General features: G+C 63.1%; 26 protein-coding genes and 1 tRNA gene. 9 read left to right on the plus strand and 18 right to left on the minus strand.

From position 1 onward, the window contains the following. Window positions 1–3: 3 nt before the first annotated feature. The 3 genes from galU to cysQ form a co-directional block, all read right to left on the minus strand. Window positions 4–897, minus strand: a complete 894-nt coding sequence (gene galU / locus AC2TZ7_RS03320; protein WP_098409585.1) for a UTP--glucose-1-phosphate uridylyltransferase GalU — start codon at window positions 895–897, stop codon at window positions 4–6. A 194-nt stretch (window positions 898–1,091) separates the two neighbouring features. Further along, window positions 1,092–1,892 (minus strand): 3-deoxy-manno-octulosonate cytidylyltransferase, encoded by an 801-nt coding sequence (locus AC2TZ7_RS03325; protein ID WP_489865884.1) that lies wholly within the window; start codon window positions 1,890–1,892, stop codon window positions 1,092–1,094. Then, window positions 1,892–2,686 (minus strand): 3'(2'),5'-bisphosphate nucleotidase CysQ, encoded by a 795-nt coding sequence (cysQ, locus tag AC2TZ7_RS03330; RefSeq protein ID WP_489865885.1) that lies wholly within the window; start codon window positions 2,684–2,686, stop codon window positions 1,892–1,894. The genes AC2TZ7_RS03325 and cysQ overlap by 1 nt, the downstream gene beginning before the upstream one ends. A 131-nt stretch (window positions 2,687–2,817) precedes the next feature. On the opposite strand from cysQ, the gene AC2TZ7_RS03335 reads away from it, so the two are divergent. Beyond that, window positions 2,818–3,639, plus strand: a complete 822-nt coding sequence (locus tag AC2TZ7_RS03335) for an ABC transporter permease (protein WP_098409589.1) — start codon at window positions 2,818–2,820, stop codon at window positions 3,637–3,639. A 30-nt stretch (window positions 3,640–3,669) separates the two neighbouring features. On the opposite strand, the gene AC2TZ7_RS03340 is transcribed toward AC2TZ7_RS03335, so the two are convergent. Next, entirely contained in the window at window positions 3,670–4,698 is a 1,029-nt protein-coding gene (locus tag AC2TZ7_RS03340) for a LacI family DNA-binding transcriptional regulator (RefSeq protein ID WP_489865886.1), read from the minus strand. Between the two features lie 328 nt (window positions 4,699–5,026). On the opposite strand from AC2TZ7_RS03340, the gene AC2TZ7_RS03345 reads away from it, so the two are divergent. Continuing rightward, window positions 5,027–5,103: transfer RNA gene (locus tag AC2TZ7_RS03345), tRNA-Arg, on the plus strand. Between the two features lie 56 nt (window positions 5,104–5,159). Here the strand turns inward: AC2TZ7_RS03345 and AC2TZ7_RS03350 are convergent. The 5 genes from AC2TZ7_RS03350 to AC2TZ7_RS03370 all read right to left on the minus strand — a co-directional run bounded on the left by AC2TZ7_RS03350 (window position 5,160) and on the right by AC2TZ7_RS03370 (window position 9,320). Then, on the minus strand, window positions 5,160–5,777 hold the full coding sequence (locus tag AC2TZ7_RS03350; RefSeq protein WP_489865887.1) for an outer membrane protein: 618 nt from the start codon (window positions 5,775–5,777) through the stop codon (window positions 5,160–5,162). 129 nt (window positions 5,778–5,906) lie between these two features. Further along, window positions 5,907–7,154: a saccharopine dehydrogenase family protein gene (locus tag AC2TZ7_RS03355; protein WP_489865888.1), complete on the minus strand. Its 1,248-nt coding sequence runs from the start codon at window positions 7,152–7,154 to the stop codon at window positions 5,907–5,909. 51 nt (window positions 7,155–7,205) lie between these two features. Beyond that, the gene (gene nspC, locus AC2TZ7_RS03360; RefSeq protein WP_489865889.1) at window positions 7,206–8,300 is read right to left on the minus strand and encodes a carboxynorspermidine decarboxylase; all 1,095 of its coding nucleotides are present in this window, start codon (window positions 8,298–8,300) and stop codon (window positions 7,206–7,208) included. Between the two features lie 62 nt (window positions 8,301–8,362). Continuing rightward, window positions 8,363–9,067, minus strand: a complete 705-nt coding sequence (locus AC2TZ7_RS03365; protein WP_098409595.1) for a helix-turn-helix domain-containing protein — start codon at window positions 9,065–9,067, stop codon at window positions 8,363–8,365. Continuing rightward, window positions 9,039–9,320, minus strand: a complete 282-nt coding sequence (locus AC2TZ7_RS03370) for a hypothetical protein (RefSeq protein WP_098412385.1) — start codon at window positions 9,318–9,320, stop codon at window positions 9,039–9,041. The genes AC2TZ7_RS03365 and AC2TZ7_RS03370 overlap by 29 nt, the downstream gene beginning before the upstream one ends. A gap of 168 nt (window positions 9,321–9,488) precedes the next feature. Here AC2TZ7_RS03370 and AC2TZ7_RS03375 point away from each other — a divergent pair, with 168 nt between their 5' ends. The 3 genes from AC2TZ7_RS03375 to AC2TZ7_RS03385 all read left to right on the plus strand — a co-directional run bounded on the left by AC2TZ7_RS03375 (window position 9,489) and on the right by AC2TZ7_RS03385 (window position 12,002). After that, window positions 9,489–10,046: a hypothetical protein gene (locus AC2TZ7_RS03375; RefSeq protein WP_489865890.1), complete on the plus strand. Its 558-nt coding sequence runs from the start codon at window positions 9,489–9,491 to the stop codon at window positions 10,044–10,046. A 103-nt stretch (window positions 10,047–10,149) separates the two neighbouring features. Beyond that, window positions 10,150–10,785, plus strand: coding sequence for a ribonuclease HII (gene rnhB / locus AC2TZ7_RS03380; protein WP_098409598.1), 636 nt, complete (start codon window positions 10,150–10,152; stop codon window positions 10,783–10,785). Between the two features lie 113 nt (window positions 10,786–10,898). Then, window positions 10,899–12,002 carry a site-specific DNA-methyltransferase gene (locus AC2TZ7_RS03385; RefSeq protein ID WP_098409599.1) on the plus strand — a complete coding sequence of 368 codons (1,104 nt, stop codon included), beginning with the start codon at window positions 10,899–10,901 and terminating at the stop codon, window positions 12,000–12,002. Window positions 12,003–12,246: 244 nt separating this feature from the next. On the opposite strand, the gene AC2TZ7_RS03390 is transcribed toward AC2TZ7_RS03385, so the two are convergent. From AC2TZ7_RS03390 to AC2TZ7_RS03405, 4 genes are read right to left on the minus strand one after another with little or no spacing between them, the layout of a single operon-like run. Next, window positions 12,247–12,636: a MarR family winged helix-turn-helix transcriptional regulator gene (locus AC2TZ7_RS03390; protein ID WP_489866781.1), complete on the minus strand. Its 390-nt coding sequence runs from the start codon at window positions 12,634–12,636 to the stop codon at window positions 12,247–12,249. Between the two features lie 53 nt (window positions 12,637–12,689). Beyond that, window positions 12,690–13,517, minus strand: a complete 828-nt coding sequence (locus AC2TZ7_RS03395; RefSeq protein ID WP_489865891.1) for a carbon-nitrogen hydrolase family protein — start codon at window positions 13,515–13,517, stop codon at window positions 12,690–12,692. Window positions 13,518–13,521: 4 nt separating this feature from the next. After that, window positions 13,522–13,779: a glutaredoxin 3 gene (grxC, locus tag AC2TZ7_RS03400; RefSeq protein ID WP_078550954.1), complete on the minus strand. Its 258-nt coding sequence runs from the start codon at window positions 13,777–13,779 to the stop codon at window positions 13,522–13,524. Between the two features lie 35 nt (window positions 13,780–13,814). Continuing rightward, window positions 13,815–14,573: a double zinc ribbon domain-containing protein gene (locus tag AC2TZ7_RS03405; protein ID WP_489865892.1), complete on the minus strand. Its 759-nt coding sequence runs from the start codon at window positions 14,571–14,573 to the stop codon at window positions 13,815–13,817. Between AC2TZ7_RS03405 and AC2TZ7_RS03410 the strand changes: the two genes are divergently transcribed. Beyond that, the gene (locus tag AC2TZ7_RS03410) at window positions 14,572–15,408 is read left to right on the plus strand and encodes a methyltransferase domain-containing protein (RefSeq protein WP_489865893.1); all 837 of its coding nucleotides are present in this window, start codon (window positions 14,572–14,574) and stop codon (window positions 15,406–15,408) included. The two genes, AC2TZ7_RS03405 and AC2TZ7_RS03410, sit on opposite strands and share 2 nt — an antisense overlap. On the opposite strand, the gene AC2TZ7_RS03415 is transcribed toward AC2TZ7_RS03410, so the two are convergent. Together AC2TZ7_RS03415 and otsB are read right to left on the minus strand one after the other, a co-directional pair. Beyond that, entirely contained in the window at window positions 15,400–16,746 is a 1,347-nt protein-coding gene (locus tag AC2TZ7_RS03415; RefSeq protein ID WP_489865894.1) for an alpha,alpha-trehalose-phosphate synthase (UDP-forming), read from the minus strand. The genes AC2TZ7_RS03410 and AC2TZ7_RS03415 overlap by 9 nt on opposite strands. A gap of 14 nt (window positions 16,747–16,760) precedes the next feature. Next, window positions 16,761–17,507, minus strand: coding sequence for a trehalose-phosphatase (otsB, locus tag AC2TZ7_RS03420; protein WP_489865895.1), 747 nt, complete (start codon window positions 17,505–17,507; stop codon window positions 16,761–16,763). Between the two features lie 114 nt (window positions 17,508–17,621). Between otsB and hemH the strand changes: the two genes are divergently transcribed. Next, window positions 17,622–18,677, plus strand: coding sequence for a ferrochelatase (gene hemH, locus AC2TZ7_RS03425; RefSeq protein ID WP_489865896.1), 1,056 nt, complete (start codon window positions 17,622–17,624; stop codon window positions 18,675–18,677). A gap of 147 nt (window positions 18,678–18,824) precedes the next feature. Continuing rightward, the gene (locus AC2TZ7_RS03430; protein ID WP_489865897.1) at window positions 18,825–19,100 is read left to right on the plus strand and encodes a hypothetical protein; all 276 of its coding nucleotides are present in this window, start codon (window positions 18,825–18,827) and stop codon (window positions 19,098–19,100) included. Between the two features lie 75 nt (window positions 19,101–19,175). Here AC2TZ7_RS03430 and AC2TZ7_RS03435 read toward each other — a convergent pair whose 3' ends face one another. Continuing rightward, entirely contained in the window at window positions 19,176–19,781 is a 606-nt protein-coding gene (locus AC2TZ7_RS03435) for a L,D-transpeptidase (RefSeq protein ID WP_489865898.1), read from the minus strand. Window positions 19,782–19,949: 168 nt separating this feature from the next. Between AC2TZ7_RS03435 and dalA the strand changes: the two genes are divergently transcribed. Then, on the plus strand, window positions 19,950–20,465 hold the full coding sequence (dalA, locus tag AC2TZ7_RS03440) for a divisome-associated lipoprotein DalA (protein WP_098409614.1): 516 nt from the start codon (window positions 19,950–19,952) through the stop codon (window positions 20,463–20,465). 68 nt (window positions 20,466–20,533) lie between these two features. On the opposite strand, the gene AC2TZ7_RS03445 is transcribed toward dalA, so the two are convergent. Then, window positions 20,534–21,034, minus strand: a complete 501-nt coding sequence (locus tag AC2TZ7_RS03445) for a L,D-transpeptidase family protein (RefSeq protein WP_489865899.1) — start codon at window positions 21,032–21,034, stop codon at window positions 20,534–20,536. Between the two features lie 62 nt (window positions 21,035–21,096). Further along, window positions 21,097–22,317, minus strand: a complete 1,221-nt coding sequence (locus AC2TZ7_RS03450; protein ID WP_489865900.1) for a class I SAM-dependent RNA methyltransferase — start codon at window positions 22,315–22,317, stop codon at window positions 21,097–21,099. Window positions 22,318–22,328: the final 11 nt, after the last annotated feature.

The raw sequence follows: 22,328 nt of genomic DNA on the forward strand, positions 1-22,328 counted from the left end.
TGCTTACTCGGCAGCCTGCCGCATCGCGGAGAGATCGGAGAGATACTCGCCGAACTCATCCTTCAAATCGGGACGCTGGAGGCCGAAGGCCACCGTTGCCTGCAGGAAGCCCGCCTTCGAGCCGCAATCGTAGCGCTGCCCGTCGAAGCGATAGGCGTAGACCGAGTTGCCGCCGTGGATTTCCTGCGCGATCGCGTCGGTCAGCTGAATCTCACCGCCGGCCCCCGCCTTACGCGCATCGAGGTTCCACATGATCCGCGGAGTGAGGATGTAGCGCCCGATCACCGCGAGGTTCGAGGGTGCGTCCTCAGGCTTGGGCTTCTCGACCATGCCGTTGACGGGCAGACGCGGGCCGTCGCCCGGGCCGACATCCAGAACACCGTAGGAGGCGGTCTTGTCGGCGGGGACTTCCATCGCCGCGACATAGTTTCCGCCGGTCTCGTTATAGGCTTCCATCATCTGCTGCAGACAGGGTTTGTCGGCGGCAATGACGTCATCGGTCAGGATCACGGCGAAGGCTTCGTCATGCACCATGCGGCGCGCGCACCAGACCGCATGACCCAGACCCAGCGGCTGGTTCTGGCGGACATAGGCGATTGCGCCGCTGTCCATATTGGTCTGCTGCAGCTCTTCGAGGATCTCGGTCTTGCCCTTCTGCGCCAGCGCGCTTTCCAGTTCGGGGGCGTTGTCGAAATAATCCTCGAGTGCCGATTTGCCGCGCGAGGTGACGAAGATGAACTCCTCGATACCCGCCGCACGCGCCTCGTCGATGGCGTATTGGATAAGCGGGCGGTCCACCAACGTGAGGATCTCTTTCGGGATCGACTTCGTCGCGGGGAGGAAGCGGGTTCCGAGGCCGGCCACCGGGAAGATCGCCTTCGTCACCTTGCTTTTCATTCGTCACCTATAGGGTTGCTACGATTAAATCGTCAAAAGTTGGTTCATTGTGTCCCCAAAGCCGTGATCCAACAAGGGACCGGTTTTGGCGTTGAACACTCCCGTGGGAAGAAATGCTGCAAATGCGAAAATTGTTTCGTGCAATGCCGTGAAAAACCGCAGTTTACGTGCAATCGGCGAGAAATTGCGTGCGTTCAGGGAAGCTGCATCTGCAGCATCATGGATTCGATCCGGGCCACATCGGACGGATTGTTGAGCTCCCAGAACTGCCGTCCGCGCGACTCGACCTCTGTGCAGAGCACCGCGCGACCGTTCTCCAGAAAGCGCAGCTGCTCCAGCCCTTCGAGCGTCTCCAGAGGTCCGATAGGCCAGCCCGCATAGGCCGCCAGCGTGTCCGGGCGGTAGGCATAGACGCCGACGTGGTGGAACACCGGGGTGGGGGCTTCGTCCGCGTAGGTCTCGGAGGTGAAGGGAATGACCTCTTTCGAGAAATAGAGCCCGCGATTGCCGGCGCCGAACACCGCCGTGGTGCCGCCGACGCGCCCGTTCTGGCGATCTTCCAGCAGGCTGTTGAGCATCGCGCCTTCACAGCGCAGCACCGGGGTGGCCAGCTCGGCCCAGTCATTGGCACGCAGACCTGCAACGAGATCCTCAATGAACCAGGCGGGCGTCAGCGGCGCATCGCCTTGCAGGTTCACGACGATGTCGAAACCGCCGCCAAGGGTCGCCGCCGCTTCGGCGCAGCGCTCGGTCCCGTTGCGGCAGCTCTCGGAGGTCATCACCACCTCGGCGCCGAAGGCTTCGCAGGCCTCGCGGATGCGGTCGTCATCGGTCGCCACCACGACACGGTCGACGCCGCCGACTTGCGTCGCCGCCTCCCAGCTGCGCTGGATCAGGGTCTTTTTCTCGCCCGTGGCGCCGGTCAGTTCGACCAGCGGTTTGCCGGGATAACGGCTCGACGCGTAGCGCGCTGGGATGACGATGAGGACCGACATTACTTCACCAGCAGAACGCCGGGGGCGTAGGCGATGAAGAACGGGTTCTCGAAGCCCGGCTTGCCATAGGTGAAGGGCGCGTGATCGTCGAAACGGATCATCTCGCCGCCCGCGCCGCGCAGAACCGCGTCACCGGCTGCGGTGTCCCATTCCATCGTGCGCCCGAGACGCGGATAGAGATCGGCCTCGCCGGTCGCGACAAGGCAGAATTTCAGCGACGACCCGGCCGAGGCCATGTCCTTCACCGCGTATTTGCCGATGTAATCGTCGGTCGCCTGATCGCGGTGCGATTTCGACGCCACCACCATCAGCCCGCGATTGTCGGGCATCGAAACGGTGATCGGATGCTGCTTGCCGGGGCGTTCCTTGTCGAAGGGGCCGTCCTCTTCGACCGCGCGGCCCTCGGCCAGCGTGTAGAACAGACGTCCCTTGGCGGGGGCGTAGACCACGCCGCGCACGGGCTTGCCATTCTCGACATAGGCGATGTTCACCGTGAAATCGCCGCGGCGTTTGACGAATTCCTTCGTGCCGTCGAGCGGGTCGACGATCAGGAAGGTCGACACCTCCTGCGTATGGCTCGCGGCCTGCTCTTCGGTGACGAGCGGCATATCGGGGAATTCGGCGCGCAGCCCCGCGGAAATCAGCGCGTCGGCGGCCTCGTCGGCCTCGGTCACCGGGGAGTTATCCGACTTCGACTTTACCTCGAATTCCGGCGAATCGTAGATCTCCATGATCTTGTCGCCTGCTTCGAGCGCCAGTCGCCGCATCACTCGCATCAGATGTTCGAAATCCATCGTCACGCCTCTCCCGGCCTTGTTAAGGCCCAATTGCTATGCTCCAACTCCCCCCTTATGATGCGGCGATAAGGGTTGAGCAAGCAATCCGACCTAGCTTGGGCCGCAACGACGCCCGAATCGGCAGGGACATGTTCAGACCAGAGACGAAAACGACCAAGCTCGGCACGACCTTCAGCCTGCTGGAGCTGATCTATCACGCCACCGTGCGCAATCTGCGCAAGAACCACGGGAACGCGCTGATCGGTCTGCTGCTGAATATGTTTCAGACGATGCTGCTGGTCATTTCTTTCTACATCATGTTCAGCGTGCTCGGGATGCGGTCGAGCTCGGTGCGGGGCGATTTCCTGCTCTACATCATGACGGGCATCTTCCTTTACATGACCCACACCAAGACTTTGGGCGCGGTCTTCGGGTCGGAAGGGCCCACATCGGCGATGATGAAACACGCGCCGATGACCACCGCGATCTCGATCTCGTCGGCGGCGCTGAGCGCGCTTTATATTCAGGTGCTGTCGATGGTGACGGTGCTCTACATCTACCACGCGGCCTTCAAGCCGATCGAGATTTACGACTGGGTCGGCGCGTTCGGAATGGTGCTGCTGGCATGGTTCACGGGGCTCGCCATCGGGATCGTGCTGCTCGCCGCGAAGCCTTGGGCGCCCGAAGTGGTCGGCGTGATCCAGCAGGTCTATACTCGCGCAAACATGATCGCCTCGGGCAAGATGTTCCTCGCCAACAATCTGCCGCACAAGATGCTGATCCTGTTCAACTGGAACCCGCTGTTCCACACGATCGATCAGGCGCGGGGCTACACCTTCATCAACTACAATCCGCATTTCTCGAACTGGGAATACCCGCTCTATGTCGGGCTCGCGATCCTGATGATCGGCCTTCTGGGTGAGTTCTACACGCGGCAATACGCGTCGCTCAGCTGGGGGGCGCGGCGCTAAAGGACGGAGGCTTGTGCCGCCGCCTTGGGATCAGGTTTTGCGGATCGTGTCGCCCGGATCGAGGGTCGGCTCCAGCTCGATCACTTCGCCGCCGATCATCCCGCTTTGCGAGCGCCCCGAAATGATCTGCGCCGCCTTGCGGCCGATCTCGCCGCGGCAGGCATTCATCGAGGCCAGTCGCACCGACAGACCGTCGAGCAGCTCCAGCCCGTTGAACCCGGCCAGACCCATCTTGTTCGGCACGTCGATCCCATGATCGAGGCACCAGAGCAGACCGCCCGCGCCGATCATGTCGTTGGAGTAATAGAGGAAATCGAGATCGGGCGAGCGTTTGAGCATCGTCTCCGTCATCTCGCGCCCTTTCGCGAGCGCCGATCCGCCCGCGTAGAACTCGGTGTCCGCCAGTTCGATCCCCGCCTTGGCGAGCCCTTCCTTGAACCCTTCGAGCCGTTTGCGCGCCCGGTGATCCTCGGGCATTTTCGTGCCGAGGAACCCGATCTTGCGATAGCCCGCGGCGACGATCGCCTCGGCCATATGCAGTCCGGCGCGGCGATGCGAAATCCCCACGACCGAGTCGATCCCCTCGCCGTCGACATCCATGATCTCGACCACCGGAATTCCCGCATTCTGCAGCATCGCGCGCGAGGCGGGCGTGTGTTCGACCCCCGCGATGATCACCCCCGAGGGGCGCCACGAGAGCATCTCGTAGAGAACCTGCTCTTCCTTCTCGGGCGAGTAATTCGTCACCCCCACGACCGGCTGCAGCCCGGTATCCTCGAGCTCGTCGGATACGCTCGACAGCACTTTCGGGAAGACGAGGTTCGACAGCGACGGGATGATCACGGCCACGAGGTTCACCCGCTGCGAGGCCAGCGCGCCCGCGATCTTGTTGGGCACGTAGCCAAGCGCTTTCGCGGCCTGCAGGACCTTTTCGCGTGTCGCATCAGAGACATCGCCGCGATTGCGCAGCACGCGGCTGACGGTCATCTCCGAGACGCCGGAGGCTTCGGAGACATCGCGCAGGGTCAATGGACGGCGGGTTTCGGTAGGGCGAGACAAGGGCGGTTCCTCAAGGTTCTCCTCTTGTTAGCGCCAAACATTTCCCTTGCGCAAGCGAATGATGCCAAGTATGTTAGCGTTAACGGTTGTAGGGTCGGATAATCTCCGCCCGATACCTGGACAGACCCGCGCCAGTGTCGGATTCGTCACGGCGAGGGATGCGAAAGGGGGCGCAGTGGGCCAATTTGCGCTCCCTTTTCTCTCCTTCCCCCGAAATCCTGAAATTTCTGCACAACCCGCAGGCATAGGAATATGCGCGCGGTTTTCTGTTGCAGCGCAGCGATGGACTTGCGCCACAAGCTCTTTGGCGGCATCAAAGGCGCAGCGCGGTCCCGTGGCTCAACTGGATAGAGCAGCCCCCTCCTAAGGGGCAGGTTGCAGGTTCGAATCCTGCCGGGATCGCCAAAATGAAAACGCAGGCCACGTGGGCCCGCGTTTCAAAGTCTCACTCAATCTTTGGCTTAGAATTTATAGCCGACGCCGATCGACGCGCTGATATTGCGAGTGTCGTGCTCCAGAATGCAACCGAAGCCGCAATACTCGAACGTCTTGCCGTTGTAGAAACTCGCGTCTACCGAACCGCGAAGGAACAGGTTCTCGCCGAGTTTGGCATCCGCACCGACCCCGACCATCGGCCCCGCGATGGTCCCGTTCCGATGCACGTCTCCGCCCGGGTAGTAGGTGTTAAGGCGCGCTGCAGCGACGCCGAACGTCACGAAGGGCATGTAATTCCCGGCGTCGTAGCCGGCGCGGAGCAGGAGCGCACCATGGGTTCCCAGACCGCTCTCGAAAGCGCCCGGCCCCGGAACACTCGTCATTTCTTCGCGTTCACCATGGCTCGTCAAACGGCCTTCGACGCCATATACGAATGCGCCTTTTTGCCAGTTGTGGCCGCCGAACGCGGTGAGCGAGAGCCGGTTCGCATCTTGGCTGATCGAGCCGGAGAACGGTTCGGTGATCGTTAGATCGGTATTGTTGTAGCTGATCGCGGCACCCGCATAGGAGCCGTTCCAGTCTTCCGCCGTCGCACCCGTGCTCGAGAGGGCGATCATTGCGATTGCGCTGAACAGTTTTTTCATCGTTAACCCCAAAACTTCACTTATCCCAGGGTCTTATTTCCTTTGCTGCGGCTGCAAAGGAAGAGCCGGCATGACGTCTAGGTCAAGCCGGCTCACCTTTGTGTCATAAAGGCAACGTAGCCGTTGCGCTCAAACCTCGGTCCAGGCCTTGTCCTCGCCCTTGAGGCCACCGACCATCACGCGGGTCGGGAGGCCGATGCGGTCGAGTTCGGTGAAGAAGGGCTTGGGGTCCATCTCTTCGACGTTTTTCATCGTTTTCGCATCCCAGTCGCCCTGCGCGATCAGGATCGCGGCGGCGACCGGCGGCACGCCCGCCGTGTAGGAGATGCCCTGCGAGCCGACCTCTTCATAGGCCTCTTTGTGATCGGCGACGTTATAGACGAAATACTCCACGTCCTTGCCGTCCTTGGTGCCTTTCACCAGATCGCCGATGCAGGTCTTGCCGGTATAGTTCGGCGCGAGGCTCGACGGATCGGGCAGCACGGCCTTCACCACTTTCAGAGGCACGACTTCCAGGCCTTCCGCGGTTTTCACCGGCTGTTCGGAGAGAAGGCCGAGGTTCTTCAGCACGGTGAAGACGTTGATGTAGTGATCGCCGAAGCCCATCCAGAAGCGCACATCGGCCTGCGGATAGTTGGTGGCGAGCGAATGCACCTCGTCATGGCCCGACTGATAGGCCTGCGACGGGCCGACGACGGGCAAATCCCATTTGTGGCCCGAGGCGAACATGCTCGTCTCTTTCCACTGCTGGTCTTCCCAGTAATAGACCACACCGGTGAATTCGCGGAAGTTGATCTCGGGATCGAAATTGGTTGCGAAATACTTGCCGTGCGAGCCTGCGTTGATGTCGACGATGTCGATCGACTTGACCTCGTCCATCTGATCGATGGCGAAGCGCGCATAGGCGTTGACCACGCCCGGATCGAAGCCTGCGCCGAGGATCGCGGTCACGCCATGCTCGGTGCACAGATCGCGCTTCTTCCACTCGTAATTGGCATACCACGGCGGGGTTTCGCAGATCTTGTCGGGCTCTTCATGGATCGCGGTGTCGATATAGGCGGCGCCCGTCGCGATGCAGCCGTCGAGGACATGCATGTTCACGAAGGCAGTGCCCACGTTTATGACGATCTCGGAGCCGGTCTCGCGGATCAGAGCGGCGACGGCCTCGGAATCGGTCGCATCCACCTCATGCGCCTCGAACGTGCCGTCCACCTTCATCGCGCCCTTTTCGCGCACGCTGTCGATGATGGCATCGCATTTCGATTTGGTGCGCGAGGCGATATGCAGATCGCCAAGGATGTCGTTATTCTGCGCGCATTTATGCGCCACGACCTGGGCGACGCCGCCCGCTCCGATGATGAGCACGTTCTTTTTCACTTCGGCTGTCTCCTTTTTCTGCGGACAGGGGAAGGGGGCTCTTGTGGGCCCTCAGGACAATGAGGCGCGATAATCCTCATAGGTGAAGTCGCGAATCCGGTCGATGTTCCCATCTTCGCGGCGGATGGCGATGGCGGGCATCGCCACGCCGTTGAACCAGTTCTTCTTGACCATCGTGTAACCGGCGGCATCGGCAATCGAGATACGGTCGCCGATTTTGAGCGGTTTGTCGAACCGCGCCTCGCCGAAGATATCGCCCGCGAGGCAGGTCTTGCCCGCGATCTGGTATTCAAACTCGCCCTGCTGCGGCAGTTTGGCGGTCTCGCGATAGATCAGCAGGTCGAGCATATGCGCCTCGATGCTGCTGTCGACGATGGCGATCTTCTTGCCGTTATCGAGAATGTCGAGCACCGTCACCTCGAGCGAGGCGGTCTGCGTGATCGAGGCCTCGCCGGGCTCGAGATAGACCTGCACGTCGAAATCCTCGGAGAATTTCTTCAGCCGGTCGGCGAGCGCGTCGAGCGGGTAATCGTCGCCGGTGAAATGGATGCCGCCGCCGAGGCTGACCCACTTCAGACGCTTTAGGATGTCGCCGAACTCTGCTTCGATCCGCGAAAGCTGATGGTCGAACAGCGCGAAATCGGCGTTCTCGCAATTGTAGTGGATCATCACGCCCGAGATGCGGTCCATCGCCGCCTCCAGCCGCTCGGCATCCCATTCGCCGAGACGCGAAAACGGCCGCGCCGGGTCCGCGAGATCGAAGCCAGAGGTCGAAAACCGCGGGTTCAGGCGCAGGCCACGCTCGATATGCGCGGCCTTCTCGCCGAAGCGATCCAGCTGGCTCAGCGAGTTGAAAATGATCTTGTCGGCATAACCGATGGCTTCGTCGATCTCACCGTCCGCCCAGGCGACCGAATAGGCATGGGTTTCCTTGCCGAATTTTTCACGCCCCAGATGCAGCTCGAATAGCGAGCTGGAGGTCGTGCCATCCATATAGGGCTTCATGATGTCGAAGGCCGACCAGGTCGCGAAACATTTCAGCGCCAGCAGGGCTTTCGCGCCGGAGCGCTCGCGCAGACGCTCGATCTTGCGCATGTTCTCGCGCAGGCGCGCCTCGTCGATCAGGTAGAAGGGCGTGTCGGACATGGCTCTCCCTCGGGTCAACAGACCCTGCGATATAGGGCGCATGTGACAGTGGCGCAACCGGATCAGTCGACTCGGATCGCATCCTTGGCCACGCTAAGTGCATAGCCTTTGCGGGAAATGTTGCGGACCAGAAGCTCGCTGACCAGCTGATTTCCGAGGCTGTCGCGCAGCCGTTTGATCCGCGTGGCCCCCGCCGCCTCGTCGCAATCGGCCTCGTCGCGGCCCGAGATCATCGCCTCGATCTGCGCGCCGGTGAGGATGTCGTCATCCATCCGCGCCTCGGCCAGCACCGACAGCGTCTCGATCGCGGCCGGGGTCAGCGTGAAGCCCATATCGTTGAGCATCACCGCATTTTCGCCCCGCAGGATGCGTAAGGACTGCACCTCGATCCCGGCGCGGCGAATCTCGGTCATGCGCTTGTTCAGCGCGATCAGCAGCAGCAAAAATACGATCGTCGCGATTAGCAATGCCGCGGCGAAGATCAGCAGAATGAAGATGATCACCCGGTAATTCGCCAGCACGTCCGAGAACGCGGTGCCCGACTGCGCCAGCACCTCCAGCAGCTTGATCTCGGCCTGCGAGGTCAGGTTGTCGTTCTGCACGAAGATTTGCTCGACCCGCGCATTGAACGCATCCGCATTCGGCAGGTTCGCAAACAGCAGCACCGCGGCCACGGCGAGAATCGCGACCACGGCGACGATGCCGCCCACGACTGCGCGCGAGCCCAATCGCAGACTGTCAGTAACGGAGGAAATATTGTCCGGCACTGGCCTTCCTTTGCTCCAAGCCTTCCGCGCCGAATGTGGAGAGAACCGTCAGCAAGGTCCACCCATCGGCTTTCAGCTTCGGCGCCAATTCGCGCGCCGCCGCCTGTTTCGAACAGGCCGAGTCCGAGACCTGCGCCACCCCGTATTGCAGTTGCAACGGGTTGTCGCGCTTGGCCTTGTAATCGGCATAGCACTCGGCCTGCGCGGCCGAGGCAGAGGCGAGAAACGCCAATATGAGGACTGCGTGTTTCATGTGGAACACGCTGCGCGCAATGCCCGTGTTATTCAATAGCCAAAGGGGGTTGGCCCGTCTGTTATCCGATAGCAGGGGGGCGTTATTGCCTGACTTTCGCCCCTCGGCCCAATCTCGGTTCATCGACGTCATGCGGCCTTCGGGCTGCCGAGTGAAAGGACCGAAGCCATGAGCCTCAAGACCAAGGCCACCGCCGCCATCACCGCCATTGCCCTCGCGCTGGGCTCCGTTGCGATCAGCGCGACGCCCGCCGCCGCGCTGGGCAAGAAGGACCGTCAGGCGCTGAGCATTCTGCTTGGGGTCGGTGCCGCCGCGCTGATCCTCGACGGGATGAACAAGAAGGATCACAAGGCGAAGAAGGCGCAGCCGCGCTATGAGAGCTGGCAGGACCGGCAGCGTCGTCTGGAACGTGAACGCCGCGAGCGCGAGCGCCGCGAAGCCGAGGCCCGCCGCCAGCGCGCGCAGGAGCGTTACGACCGCGACCACGACCGGTACCGCGATCGCTACAGCCGCGACCGCATCCGCCTGCCCGCGCAATGCGTGCAGCGCGTGAAGACCCGCCGCGGCTGGGGTGAGGTGGTCTCCGCCTCCTGCCTCGATCGCCGTACCGAGCGCCGCCTGCCCGCCAATTGCGCCTTCACGATGAAGACCGGCCGTCACGGCGTCGAGAAAGTCTATGGCAGCAACTGCCTAGAGGATCGCGGGTTTCGTCTCAGCCGGCGTTGAGTGATGCGGCAGACGCCATAAGAGCGTCGTCGAGCAGTGCGGGGGCCCTCGGGTCCCCGCTTTTTCATTGAACAGACCTGCCGTTCCGGGGCATTGCGAAGTCATGGCACAGAACCCCGATTTCTCTTTCGAAGAAGCCGCCTTCGCGCGCGGCCTGACAATCGTTGCAGGCGTGGATGAGGTGGGCCGCGGTCCGCTTTGCGGTCCGGTGACGGCAGCGGCGGTCATTCTCGATCCCGCCCGCATTCCCGAAGGGCTCAACGACTCGAAGAAGCTCACCGCGAAGCGCCGTGCCGATCTGGCCGCGCAGATCATGGACTGCGCCGAGTTCTGCGTGGCCCATGCCAGCGTCGAGGAGATCGACGAACTCAATATCTACCACGCCTCGCATCTCGCGATGTGCCGCGCGGTCGAAGGGCTGGCCCGCACCGCCGACCATGTGCTTGTCGACGGCAACCGCGTGCCGCGCGACCTGAAGTTGTCCAGCGAGCCGGTCGTGAAGGGCGATGCCCGCTCCTTGTCGATCGCGGCGGCCTCGATCCTCGCGAAAGAGGCCCGCGATTTGCTCATGGTGGATTTGGCGCAACAGTATCCGGGCTACGGCTGGGAGCGGAATGCGGGCTACCCGACCAAGGATCATCTGCAGGCGCTTCTAGATTTAGGGGTCACCCCCGTTCATAGACGAAGCTTCAAGCCGGTCCACAATATCTTGTGCCAAGCGAATAATGTAACTCCTTGATTCAAAAAAGAAATTGACGATGAATCGCCTTTGACTCATTTTTATAGCCATAGATCGGCACAAAGCCGGCTCCCAGATATTGGGCCCTGAGGCGGGCAGTTAAGAGGCTAAAAATGGCAAAGACGAAAGCTCCGGTGGTGCGCAATGCACTGCCCCTGAACGAAATTCTTGATGGTGATTGCATCGAGATGATGAACTCGCTGCCCGAGGACAGCGTGGACCTGATCTTCGCCGATCCGCCCTACAATCTACAGTTGCGCGGTGACCTGCACCGCCCCGATAATTCCAAGGTCGACGCGGTCGATGACGCGTGGGACCAGTTCGGCTCCTTCGCGCATTACGACAATTTCACCCGTGAATGGCTGAAGGCTGCACGCCGCATTCTCAAGCCGAATGGCGCGATGTGGGTGATCGGCTCCTATCACAACGTGTTCCGCATGGGCGCAGAGCTGCAGAATCAGGGCTTCTGGATTCTCAACGACGTCGTGTGGCGCAAGTCGAACCCGATGCCGAACTTCCGCGGCAAGCGCCTGACCAACGCGCATGAGACGCTGATCTGGGCGTCGAAATCCGAAGGCGCGAAATACACCTTCAACTACGAGGCGCTGAAATCGCTCAATGAAGGGGTGCAGATGCGCTCTGACTGGGTGATCCCGATCTGCAATGGCGGCGAGCGTCTGAAGGATGCGAACGGCGAGAAAGCCCACCCGACCCAAAAGCCCGAGGCGCTGCTGCACCGTATCCTCGTCGGCACCACCAATCCCGGCGACGTGATCCTCGACCCGTTCTTCGGCACCGGCACGACCGGCGCCGTGGCGAAGATGCTCGGCCGCGATTTCATCGGTATCGAGCGCGAAGAAGCGTATCGCGAAGTCGCGCTGAAGCGCCTCGCCAAGATCCGCAAGTTCGACAAGGAAGCGCTGGAAGTTTCCACCTCGAAACGCGCCGAGCCGCGTGTGCCCTTCGGCCAGCTAGTCGAGCGCGGGATGCTGCGCCCGGGCGAAGAGCTCTACTCGCTCAACGGTCGCCACAAGGCCAAGGTCCGCGCCGATGGCACGCTGATCGGCGACGACGTGAAAGGCTCGATCCATCAGGTCGGTGCCCATCTCGAAGGTGCGCCGAGCTGCAATGGCTGGACCTACTGGACGTTCAAGCGCGATGGCAAACAGGTCCCGATCGACCTGCTGCGCCAGCAGATCCGCGCCGAGATGAACTGAGGCTCAACCCTCTCTCAAGAATTAGAAGTTACCGCCGGTGCCGAGGGCCGCTCCTCGGCACGCGCCTTGCCCCGCCGTGCGAAACGGCGGGGTCTTTTCGTTTGTGCCGATGATGAAAAGGGGGCTCTGCCCCTCCGCGCCCCCCGGGGGACATTTGAACAAGAGAAAAGAGCCGGATTTCGGCTTGGCGGAAATATCCCGGGGTGAATGGCCGCAGGCCAGAGGGGCAGCGCCCCTGCCGCGTTCAGGTCTGGCCGAGACGGGCGCGCAATTCGCGCAGAACCGGCAGGGTGGCGCGGACCTTATCGGGGCCGAGATCGCGCACGATCCCCCCGATGATAGGCATCAGAGAGGCCAGTGCCGCATCGCGCGCCCGCCGACCGGAAGGCGAGAGCGACACCCATTTGCGCCGCGCGTCGTCCCAGTCGGGCCGGATATGCACATGCCCCGCCCATTCCAGCTTGGCGAGCGTGTTGGTCATTGCACCGCGGGTCACATGCAGCGCCTCGGCCAGTTGGGCGGGCGTGCGCTCTTCGTTGATATGGGCCAGCAGGTTGAGCACCGAGAAATGCGAGATTTCCATGCCCTTCGGCAGGGCACGGCTCACCACGTTGCGCGCCAGCTGATCGGCCATGAAGACCTCGGCGAACAGCGTCGCGGCGAGCGGATCGTTCTCGGGCGGGGTGCTCACGGCGCGTCGAAGCTCCGGTCATGGAACAGGGAACGCAGGCGCGAGCGCACCGAGTCCACCTGATCGAGATCGAGGTCGACGTGCGTCACGCCGGGCTCGGTGCCGCCATCGGCCAGCACCTTGCCCCACGGATCGACCGCCAGCGAATGGCCCCAGGTCCGGCGCGGCCGACCGCCATGCGCGGCATGGGTGCCGCATTGCGCGGGCGCCAGCACGAAGCAGGTATTCTCGATCGCGCGGGCACGCACCAGAACCTCCCAATGGGCGGCCCCGGTCGTGTCGTTGAACGCCGCCGGGATCGTCAGCACCTGCGCCCCGGCCTGCGCCAGCGTCCGGTAAAGATGCGGGAAGCGCAGGTCGTAGCAGACCGACAGGCCGAGCTGGGCGTATTTCGTCGCGCCCAGAACCGCCTCGCGCCCGGGGCGATAGGCCTCGGATTCGCGGTAGCGTTCGGTCTCCGACACGTCCACGTCGAACATGTGGATCTTGTCGTAGCGAGCTTTGATATTGCCCTTGCGCCCGATCAGGAAGGAGCGATTGGCGAAGCGCGCATCGTCTCCGGATTTCAGGCAGAGCGAGCCGATCAGGATATAGACGCCGAGGCGCTCTGCCTCGTTGCAAAGCGCCTCCAGCGTCGGGTCGTGATGTTCATGCTGCAGGACCGCGTTCTGATGGGAGCGATCCGACGAGATCAGATTGGTGCATTCCGGCGTCGCGATCAGCTGCGCGCCTTTCGACGCGGCATCGCGGATGAAGTCGAGCGTGACCGGCAGGTTCTGTGCCGGATCATCCGTGACCGAAAGCTGAACGAGCGCCGCCTTCATCGCGTCAGCTCGCCAGCATCTGATCGAGCTTGCCCGAATGTTCGAGCGCATGCAGCTCGTCGCAGCCGCCGATCGGCTCGTCGCCGATGAAGATCTGCGGGACGGTCCGGCGGCCATTCGCGCGCTGGGTCATCGCGGCGCGCAGTTGCGGCTCGCGGCCGACATCGGTTTCCTCGTAGGAGATGCCCTTCTTGTCCAACAGGCGCTTGGCCATGATGCAGAAGGGGCAGGTTCTGGTGACGTAGATTTCGACGCGTTTCATTCTCAATTCCCTTTGGTCTGCGAGACTATAGGGATTTAGGGTGCCTTCGCAACGCGTGCCAGTGTCACAGTGCAGATCGGCTCTGCACCTGCGCTCAACGCCGCCTCCGTCGCGGCGGAAAGCGTGGCCCCCGAGGTCATCACGTCATCGACGATCAGGAGCGGGCGCCCGCGCAGCAGCGCGGCGTGGCGCGGCGTGACGGTGATCGCGCCGTCGAGATTGGTGTGCCGCTCATCGCGAGTTTTGCCCTTTTGGCTCGACGTCGGGCGGGCGCGGGTGAAGAGATCGGCGCAATAGGCGTGGCCGGTGCGTCGGGCTAGCGCGCGGGCCAGCTCCGCCGCCTGATTGTAGCGCCGTCGCAGCAAGCGCAGCCTGTGCAACGGGATCGGCGCGATCAGCGTGTCGGGCGTCAGAAGCGGCTCCACGGTCCGCGCCATCCAATCCGATAGCGGCGGCACCAGATCGAGCCGGTCGCCATGTTTCAGCGCCAGCACCAGATCGCGCCCGGTGCCCGCGTAATGCATCACCGTGCGGCCCTGCGCCCAGGGCCTCGGATGGGTGAGGCAATCGTCGCAGAGAATGGCCGTGTCGCTTTCGCCCGGAAGGGGTGTGCCGCAGGCGTCGCACACCGTGCCGCGTGCGAAGGTGGTCTCGGACCAGCAGGCACCGCAAAGGCCGAAATCTGTGCCGACCGCGTCGCCGCAGGCGATGCAGCGCGGCGGGAAGAGCGCGCGCAATCCCAGACGTCCCGCCGCTAGCATCCGGCCTCGAACCTCGTTAAGGGTTTCTGCCATGGATACGCCGCCCCTTCTGACCGACCGCGCCGCGCTCAAGCGCCATAGACTTCGCGCCGCCCGTGCGCCCGAACTGTTTCTGCACGAGGACGCGGCGGCTGAACTTGAGGAAAGGCTGCAAGAGGTTAACAGAACCTTTACGGCCCCCGCGCTGATCGCCGCTTTTCCCGAGCCGTGGCGCGAAATTCTTCCCGACGCGAAGGTGGTCGCAGATACCGATGTGCTCGATCTGGAGGAAGGCGCGCATGATCTGGTGGTCCACGCGCTCTGTCTGCATTGGGCGAATGACCCGGTCGGACAGCTGGTGCAGGCGTCGCGCGCACTGAAACCCGACGGGCTGTTCATCGGCGTGATGTTCGGCGGCCAGACGCTCAATGAGCTGCGCGCTGCGCTGGCCCAGGCCGAGGCCGCGATCACCGGAGGTTTGAGCCCGCGGATTGTGCCGATGGGCGAAATTCGCGATCTCGGGGCGCTGATCCAGCGGGCGGGGCTGGCGTTGCCAGTGGCCGATGCTGTGACGCGCAAGGTGACTTACGAGACGCCGCTGCGGCTGCTGTCGGATCTGCGCGCGATGGGCGAGACCAATGCGCTCGCCGCGCGCGATCGCCGCTTCCTGCGCCGCGATGTGCTGACCGAGGCGCTGCGGCTGTATGTCGAGACCTATCAGGAGCCCGATGGCCGGGTGCGCGCGACCTTCGACATGGTCTGGCTCACCGGCTGGAAGCCGCATCCCGATCAGCAAAAACCGTTGCGTCCGGGTTCTGCGGCACAGCGGCTCGCCGATGCGCTGGGCACCACCGAGTGCCCGAGCGGCGACAAGCCCGGCTCAGCCTAGCGCGTCGAGGAAGGACTTCGACCACCAATGCACGTCATAGGTGGTCAGCCCCGTCATCAGCGACCGATAGCGTTCCCGCCGCTCGCCGCGCGACATCATCAGCGCGGTCAGCATCGAGGTCGCGACCTGTTCGGGGTCGTGCGGGTTCACCATCAGCGCCGCATCCATCTGCTCGGCCGCGCCCGCGAATTGCGACAGCATCAGAACGCCGGGATCGTCGGGGTTCTGGGCGGCCACGAATTCCTTCGCCACGAGGTTCATCCCGTCCATCAGCGGCGTCACCAGCGCGACATGCGAGGCGCGATAGAGCCCCGCCAGCACTTCGCGCGGCACTGCGCGGTTGATGAAGCGGATCGGAACCCACTGGATGTCGGCGAATTGGCCGTTGATCCGGCCCGAGAGATGCTCGGTCTCTTCGCGGATATCGTCATAGGCTTGCACGCCCTCGCGGGTCGGCGGCGAGATCTGCAAGAGCGAGACGTAACGATGCCAGTCCTCGTGCCGCTCGAGAAACTCGCCGAAGGCGCGGAAACGATGCGGCACACCTTTGGAATAATCCAGCCGGTCGACGCCGATCATCAGCCGGCGATGGTCCTTCACGATCCCGGCGGGCAGTTTGTCGAACTCGGTCTCCGCCAGTTCCTGAAACTCGCGCGCATCGATCGAAATCGGGAACGCGGCGATCCGGCATTGGCGGGGCGAGAGATGCACGTAGCCCGCGCCCAGATTGGAGGCGTCGGCGATCTCGATCATCGAGTGGAGACAGGCGCGCACGTCGCGCTCTGCCTGAAGGCCCACGAGGTCGTAATTCGCGATCCACTGGCAGACCTCGCGCCCGTTGGGCAGGGCCTGCATCGCAGTCGGGCCGGGGAAGGGCGTGTGCAGGAAGAAGCCGATCGGATTGGTCACGCCCATCAGGCGCAGCTCGTAGGCCAGCGGCAGCAGATGGTAATCCTGCACCCAGATCCGGTCGTCGGGCTTGAGGAATGGCGCCACGAGCTTCGCGATCCGCCGGTTCACCTGCTTGTAGACGCCAAGATATTCCTGATGAATATCCATGAGATCGGCGCGGCCGTGGAACAGCGGCCAGAGCACCGAATTCGAATAGCCCGCGTAATAGTTGTCCTGTTCTTCCTCGGTCAGATCGAAGCAGTAACGCTTGAACGGCCCGCCCTCGATCTCGCGCAGTTCCGATGCGGGCTTGTCGGCGATCTCGCCCGAGGTGCCGATCCAGATGCCGCCGGTCTCCTCCAGCACATCGCCAAGCGCCACCACCAGCCCGCCCGAGGGATTGGCCCCGGTGGGGATACGGTTCGAGATGCAGATCAGGCGGCCCATTCGTCGTTCCTCATTCAGCGTGCCACGGCAGCGGCGAGCCAGGCGCGCACATCCATCGGCTCGGCAAGGTGATAGCGCGCGACGCTCTCTCCGTCACCGACCTTGATGCCGAAGCCGCCATGCGCTTCGGCCCAGGCCAATGCGGGCTCGTCGGTCGTGTCGTCGCCCGCATAGACCGGATTGCGGCCGCCGAACTGCACGAGGTCTGACAGGATCGCCAGAGCGCCATCCTTCGAGAACCCCTCGGGACGGATTTCGACCGCCATTTTCGCGGGCTGGATCGTGAAGCCGTCATAGCGCGCGGTCAGCTCTTCGGTGAAGGCTTCGACCTGACCCTGCTTGGCGGGATTGGAGCGGAAATGGACCGCGGCGCCGTGGCTTTTATCCTCGAAGATAAGATCGTGGTCCTTGGCGAACCCGGCCATATCCTCTTTCAGCGCGCCCAGATGTCGGGGGGTCTCGGCCATCGGCGGCTCCATGCCGCGCGCTTCCGAGCCGTGCGAGCCGACCATAAACCCATCGAACCCGTCGAGAAAACGCTCCAGCTCGTGCAGGGATCGCCCCGAGACAACCGCAAGCGCCCCGTTGAGCGATTCCGAGAGCTGTTCGAGCAAACGCGGCAGATCCTGCGGCACGATCACCGCATCCGGGCGGGGCGCAATATCCACCAGACATCCGTCGAAATCGAGGAACAACGCATCTCGCGACGGGTCGAGAGCGGGCGGGGCCGGTTTTTTCCCGGTCATGTCATCCATTGCCATGTGAAGACCGTAAGTGATCCTGTCCCGGTTGAATAGAGCCGCATTGGCACAGATCGGGAAACCCGTTAAGTCGGGTTGGAGTTCCGCGATTAATGACGACAGGACAGTGACACGATGACCAACGCCGCAAATCCGCGCCTTGCCCATGCCCCCGCCGATCACCCGCCCGTCAAGGAAGCGAAGATCGGTCTGCTCGTCGCCAATCTCGGAACCCCGGACAACACCGATTACTGGTCGATGCGTCGCTATCTGAACGAGTTCCTCTCGGACCGGCGCGTGATCGACTATCCGACATGGAAATGGCAGCCGTTGCTGCAACTCATCATCCTGTCGAAGCGGCCTTTCACCTCGGGCGCGAACTACAAGACGATCTGGAACAATGAGGCGGGCGAGAGCCCCCTGATGACGATCACCAAGCAGCAGGTCGCGAAGCTGCGCGATGCGGTCTCGGCGCGCTACGGTCAGGAGGTCGTCGTCGATTACTGCATGCGCTACGGCAATCCCTCGACCCAGTCGGTCGTTGACAGGATGGTCGCGCAGGGCTGCGAGAAGATCCTGTTCCTGCCGCTCTATCCGCAATATGCGGGCGCCACCTCGGCCACCGCGAACGATCAGTTCTTCCGCGCGCTGATGAAGCAAAAGCGCCAGCCCGCCGCGCGCGTCGCCCCGGAATATTTCGACAAGCCCTCCTATATCGACGCGCTCGCGCAATCGGTGGAGCGGGTCTATGCCACGCTCGACGAAAAGCCCGATGTGCTGGTCGCTTCCTATCACGGGATGCCCAAGCGCTATCTGATGGAAGGCGACCCCTACCATTGCCAGTGCCAGAAGACCTCGCGCCTGCTGCGTGAACGGCTCGGCTGGGACAAGGACGGGATCGACACGACTTTCCAGTCGGTCTTCGGCACCGAAGAATGGCTCAAGCCCTACACGGTCGAGCATGTCGCGGAGCTGGCGAAGCAGGGCAAGAAGAACATCGCGGTGATCTCGCCCGCCTTCAGCGCGGATTGCATCGAGACGCTCGAAGAGATCAACGGCGAAATCCGCGAGGCGTTCGAGCACGCAGGCGGTGAGAAATTCTCCTATGTCCCCTGCCTCAACGACGACGACCTGCACATTAAGGCGCTGATGGAGGTGGTCGGAGAAAACCTCGCCGGTTGGATCGCCTGATAAAACTGTCTCGATCTGCGACGACCTCCCTCACAGATTTGTGAATCTTTCTTCCTATATGTTCTGACGCGGGGGCGAGGGATCGCCGTGAAGGCGCACCCTGCGGACCGGCAACGACCGGGACGCGCAGAGCAGAAAGGAATGAGAATGATCAAGACTATGGGACTGGTCGCCTTGGCGGCTCTCTATGCTGGCGCTTCCTGGGCCGGTCATGCAAATCCTTGGGCGACCGAGGACGACGTGATTTATTCGCAAAATCACGAGGAAAACCTTGAGCAATCCGTCGACACGCCCGGCGAAGACGAGATGCTTGGAGTCATGGTGCGAAGCGCCCACGGCAAGCTCGACGGCTTGTCTGACGGTTCTGGCGATGGCTCGGGCGACGGATCCGACCACGAGCACGACAGCGGCGAGCACGACTGACCGCAGCCGCGTAAATTGAAACCCCCGGACCTATGCGGTGCCGGGGGTCTTTCTTTGTGCGACGCGCAGTGCGGCTCAGATCAGCAGAACCTGCGTGCCGATCTTCGCGAAACCGAACAGCTCCTGGATATGTTCGTTGTAAAGACCGATGCAGCCGTTCGAGCTTTTGCGGCCGATCTTGCGCGTGTCATGCGTGCCGTGGATGCGGTAATAGCGCCACGACAGATAGAGCGCATGGGTGCCCAGCGGGTTATCGGGGCCCGGCGGGACGTAATCGGGCCATTCCGGATTGCGCTTCTTCATCGAGGGCGTCGGCGCCCAGCTCGGCCCTTCGACCTTGCGGATCACCTCGGTGCGGCCGCGCCGCGTGAGTTCTTCCGACACCGGCACAGAGGTCGGATAGAGGCGGTAGATCGACTGATCCGCCGACCAGTAATGCAGCGCCCGCGAATGGGTATCCACAAGGATCGCCCCGTTGCGGAGGTTCGAGAAATAGGGCTGCCAGTCGCGGTTCTGGAAGCTCGAGATATTGCGGCGCTGGTTGGTGAAGGCGCTCGTCTCGAACTGCTCCTGACCGTAATCGGGCGTTTGCGCCCGGGCGGGCAGCGCGAGCCCCGCACCAAGGCAGGCGGCGGCGCCGAGAAAGGCGCGGCGATCAAAAGGCTTGCGCGTGTTGGACATCTCAGGCTCCGGGTTCGCGACGGGGTCAATTGCGATAAATATAATGTGATCGCGGGGCGGCGGCAAATCAAACTGGCGAGGATGTGCCTGCAAAGCGTCAGAGGGGTTTGCGCGGCTGGGGACAAGCGTGTAATGCAGATTGACGGTTTAACGAGGGACTGGCCAAAAATGTTGCGCGCTACCGTATTTGCTTGCTCCGCGATTGTGGCTCTGGCGGCTTGCCAGCCGACCGACACGCAGCCCAAGCTCGGGCCCGATGGCCTGCCGCTGCCGAAAGTCTATAACATCACTGCGAGCGATCGCTCGGTGATCCCGCAGCGCGTGCTGGAATCGGTGAACAGCCTGCGTTCGGCGCGCGGTGCCGCGCCGCTGGTGCTGAACGACGCGCTGACCACGGCGGCGCTGGCCCATTCCAAGGACATGGCCGTGCAGAACCGCCCGTGGCACTGGGGGTCCGACGGCTCCTCGCCGCTGACCCGGGCGCAGCGTGCCGGCTATCCGGGGCAGGTGCTTGGCGAGAATATCTCCGAGACCTACGAGACCGAAATGGAGACCCTCGCAGCCTGGATGAAGGTCGCCGATACGCGCGACGTGATCCTGAACCCGGCGGCGACGCAGATGGGCTTCTCGTGGTATCAGGAGCCCTCCGGCAAGATCTGGTGGACGATGGTCACCGGCAACTGAGCCGAGAGACCGTCGCAATCAAAAAGGGCCCCGCGTGGGGCCCTTTGTCATTTCCGGGGATGCTGCGATCAGGGGAAGATGAAGATCGGCGTGCCGTCGCGGACCATCGCGTAGATGTCGCGGATTTCCTTGTCCTTCACCGCGATGCAGCCCGCGGTCCAGTCGCGACCCTTGCCTTTGTTCTTCCCGTCGCGGCCATGGATGAAGATATCGCCGCCCGCCTTCTTGCCCTGCGACTCCGCGAAGGCCACCTGCTGCGGGTTCGGATAGCTGATGCCGATCGACAGGTAATAGGCCGAATTCGGATTGCGCCGGTTGATGTAATAGAGCCCTTCCGGCGTCTTGCCGTCGCCCTCGAACTGCTTCGGGCCGACCGGATCGCCGCCAAGGCCGATCTTGTACTTCTCCAGCACCTCGTCGCCATGCAGCAGATACATCATCCGCTGCGACTTGAAGATCTGGATCTGGGTCACGGCGGGGCCGTTATAGGATTTGAATTTGCTGGAATCGCCACAGGCGGTCAGCGTAGCAAGGGCGCATCCGCCCAAGAGGAGGGTTCGACGGTTCATGTTCGGCCTGTATTCGGAGACTGCTGTTTTGCAGCCTTTCTATCCGATTTCCGGCCTCGCATCTAGCGGGTGAAAAGGGCCGCAAGCTCCACATGAGCGGAAAACCGGAACTGATCCACCACCAGCAGCTTGTCGAGCGTGAAGCCCGCCGCGATCAGCGTCTCCGCGTCGCGCGCGAAGGTGACCAGGTTGCAGGAGACATGGACCAGCCGCTTGAGCTTCGACGCCGCGATCTCGGCGATCTGCGCCTGCGCGCCGGCCCGCGGCGGGTCGATCACCACCGCGTCGAACTTCGCCAGTTCGTCGGGCAGAAGCGGACGGCGGAACAGGTCGCGCGCCTCGGTGGAGACCCGGTGCAGGCCCTGCGACTGGCGCCAGCCCTGATCGAGCGCCTCGGTCATCGCCGCGACCCCCTCGACCGCGTGGACCTCGGCCAGTTCGGCCAGCGGCAGCGAGAAGGTGCCGCAGCCTGCGAACAGATCGGCCACCTTTTTCGCATTGCCAATCGCCGCCTTGGCGAAGGCGGTCAGCACCGCTTCGCCGTGATGGGTCGCTTGCAGAAACGCGCCCGGCGGCGGCACAACCTTGGCCTTGCCGAATTGCTGGATCGCCGGGCGGCGGCCCGCGATGACCTGCCCGTTCCAGCTGAGCCGGGCGAGATCGTGGCTGCGCGCCAGACCCGACAAAGCCTCGAATTGGGCCGTATCAGGGTCTTTTCCGCCCTGTGCCGCCAGTTCCAGCCCGGCCTCCGACAGGGTCAGGGTGAAGGCGATTTCGCCTTTGCGCGAGCCTGCGATCGCGGTCGCCTCGTGCAGCATCGGGATCGCGGCCAGCAGCTCGGGCCGCAGGATCAGGCAGTTCGGAATCTCGACGACCGTGTCCGAGGCGCGGGCGTGAAACCCGACCAGCGTGCCCTTCTTGGTGCGCCGTCCCGAAAGCGTCGCTCGCCGGCGGGAATTCAGCGGCGAGGTAGCGATGCTCATCTCCGGCTGGGGCAGGTTGCGCGCGGCCAGTGCCTGACGCACCACGTCCATCTTCCACTCGGCGGTGAACGCCTCCGACGCGTGCTGCATCGAACAGGCCCCGCAGGAACGGTAATGCGGGCAGGGCGCTTTGACGCGGTCGGGCGATGGCGTCACGATCTTCGGCTGCGCGATGCGGCCGTCGATCACCTCGCCCTCGACCACTTCACCGGGAAGCGCCATGGCGACATGCACGGTCCCCTCGGGGCCATGGGTCACGCCGTCGGCATGCAGGGACAGTCGCTCGATTTCGTAGGTCATGCGCCTTCTCT

The sequence above is a fragment of the Thioclava sp. ISO4 genome (assembly GCF_058105145.1).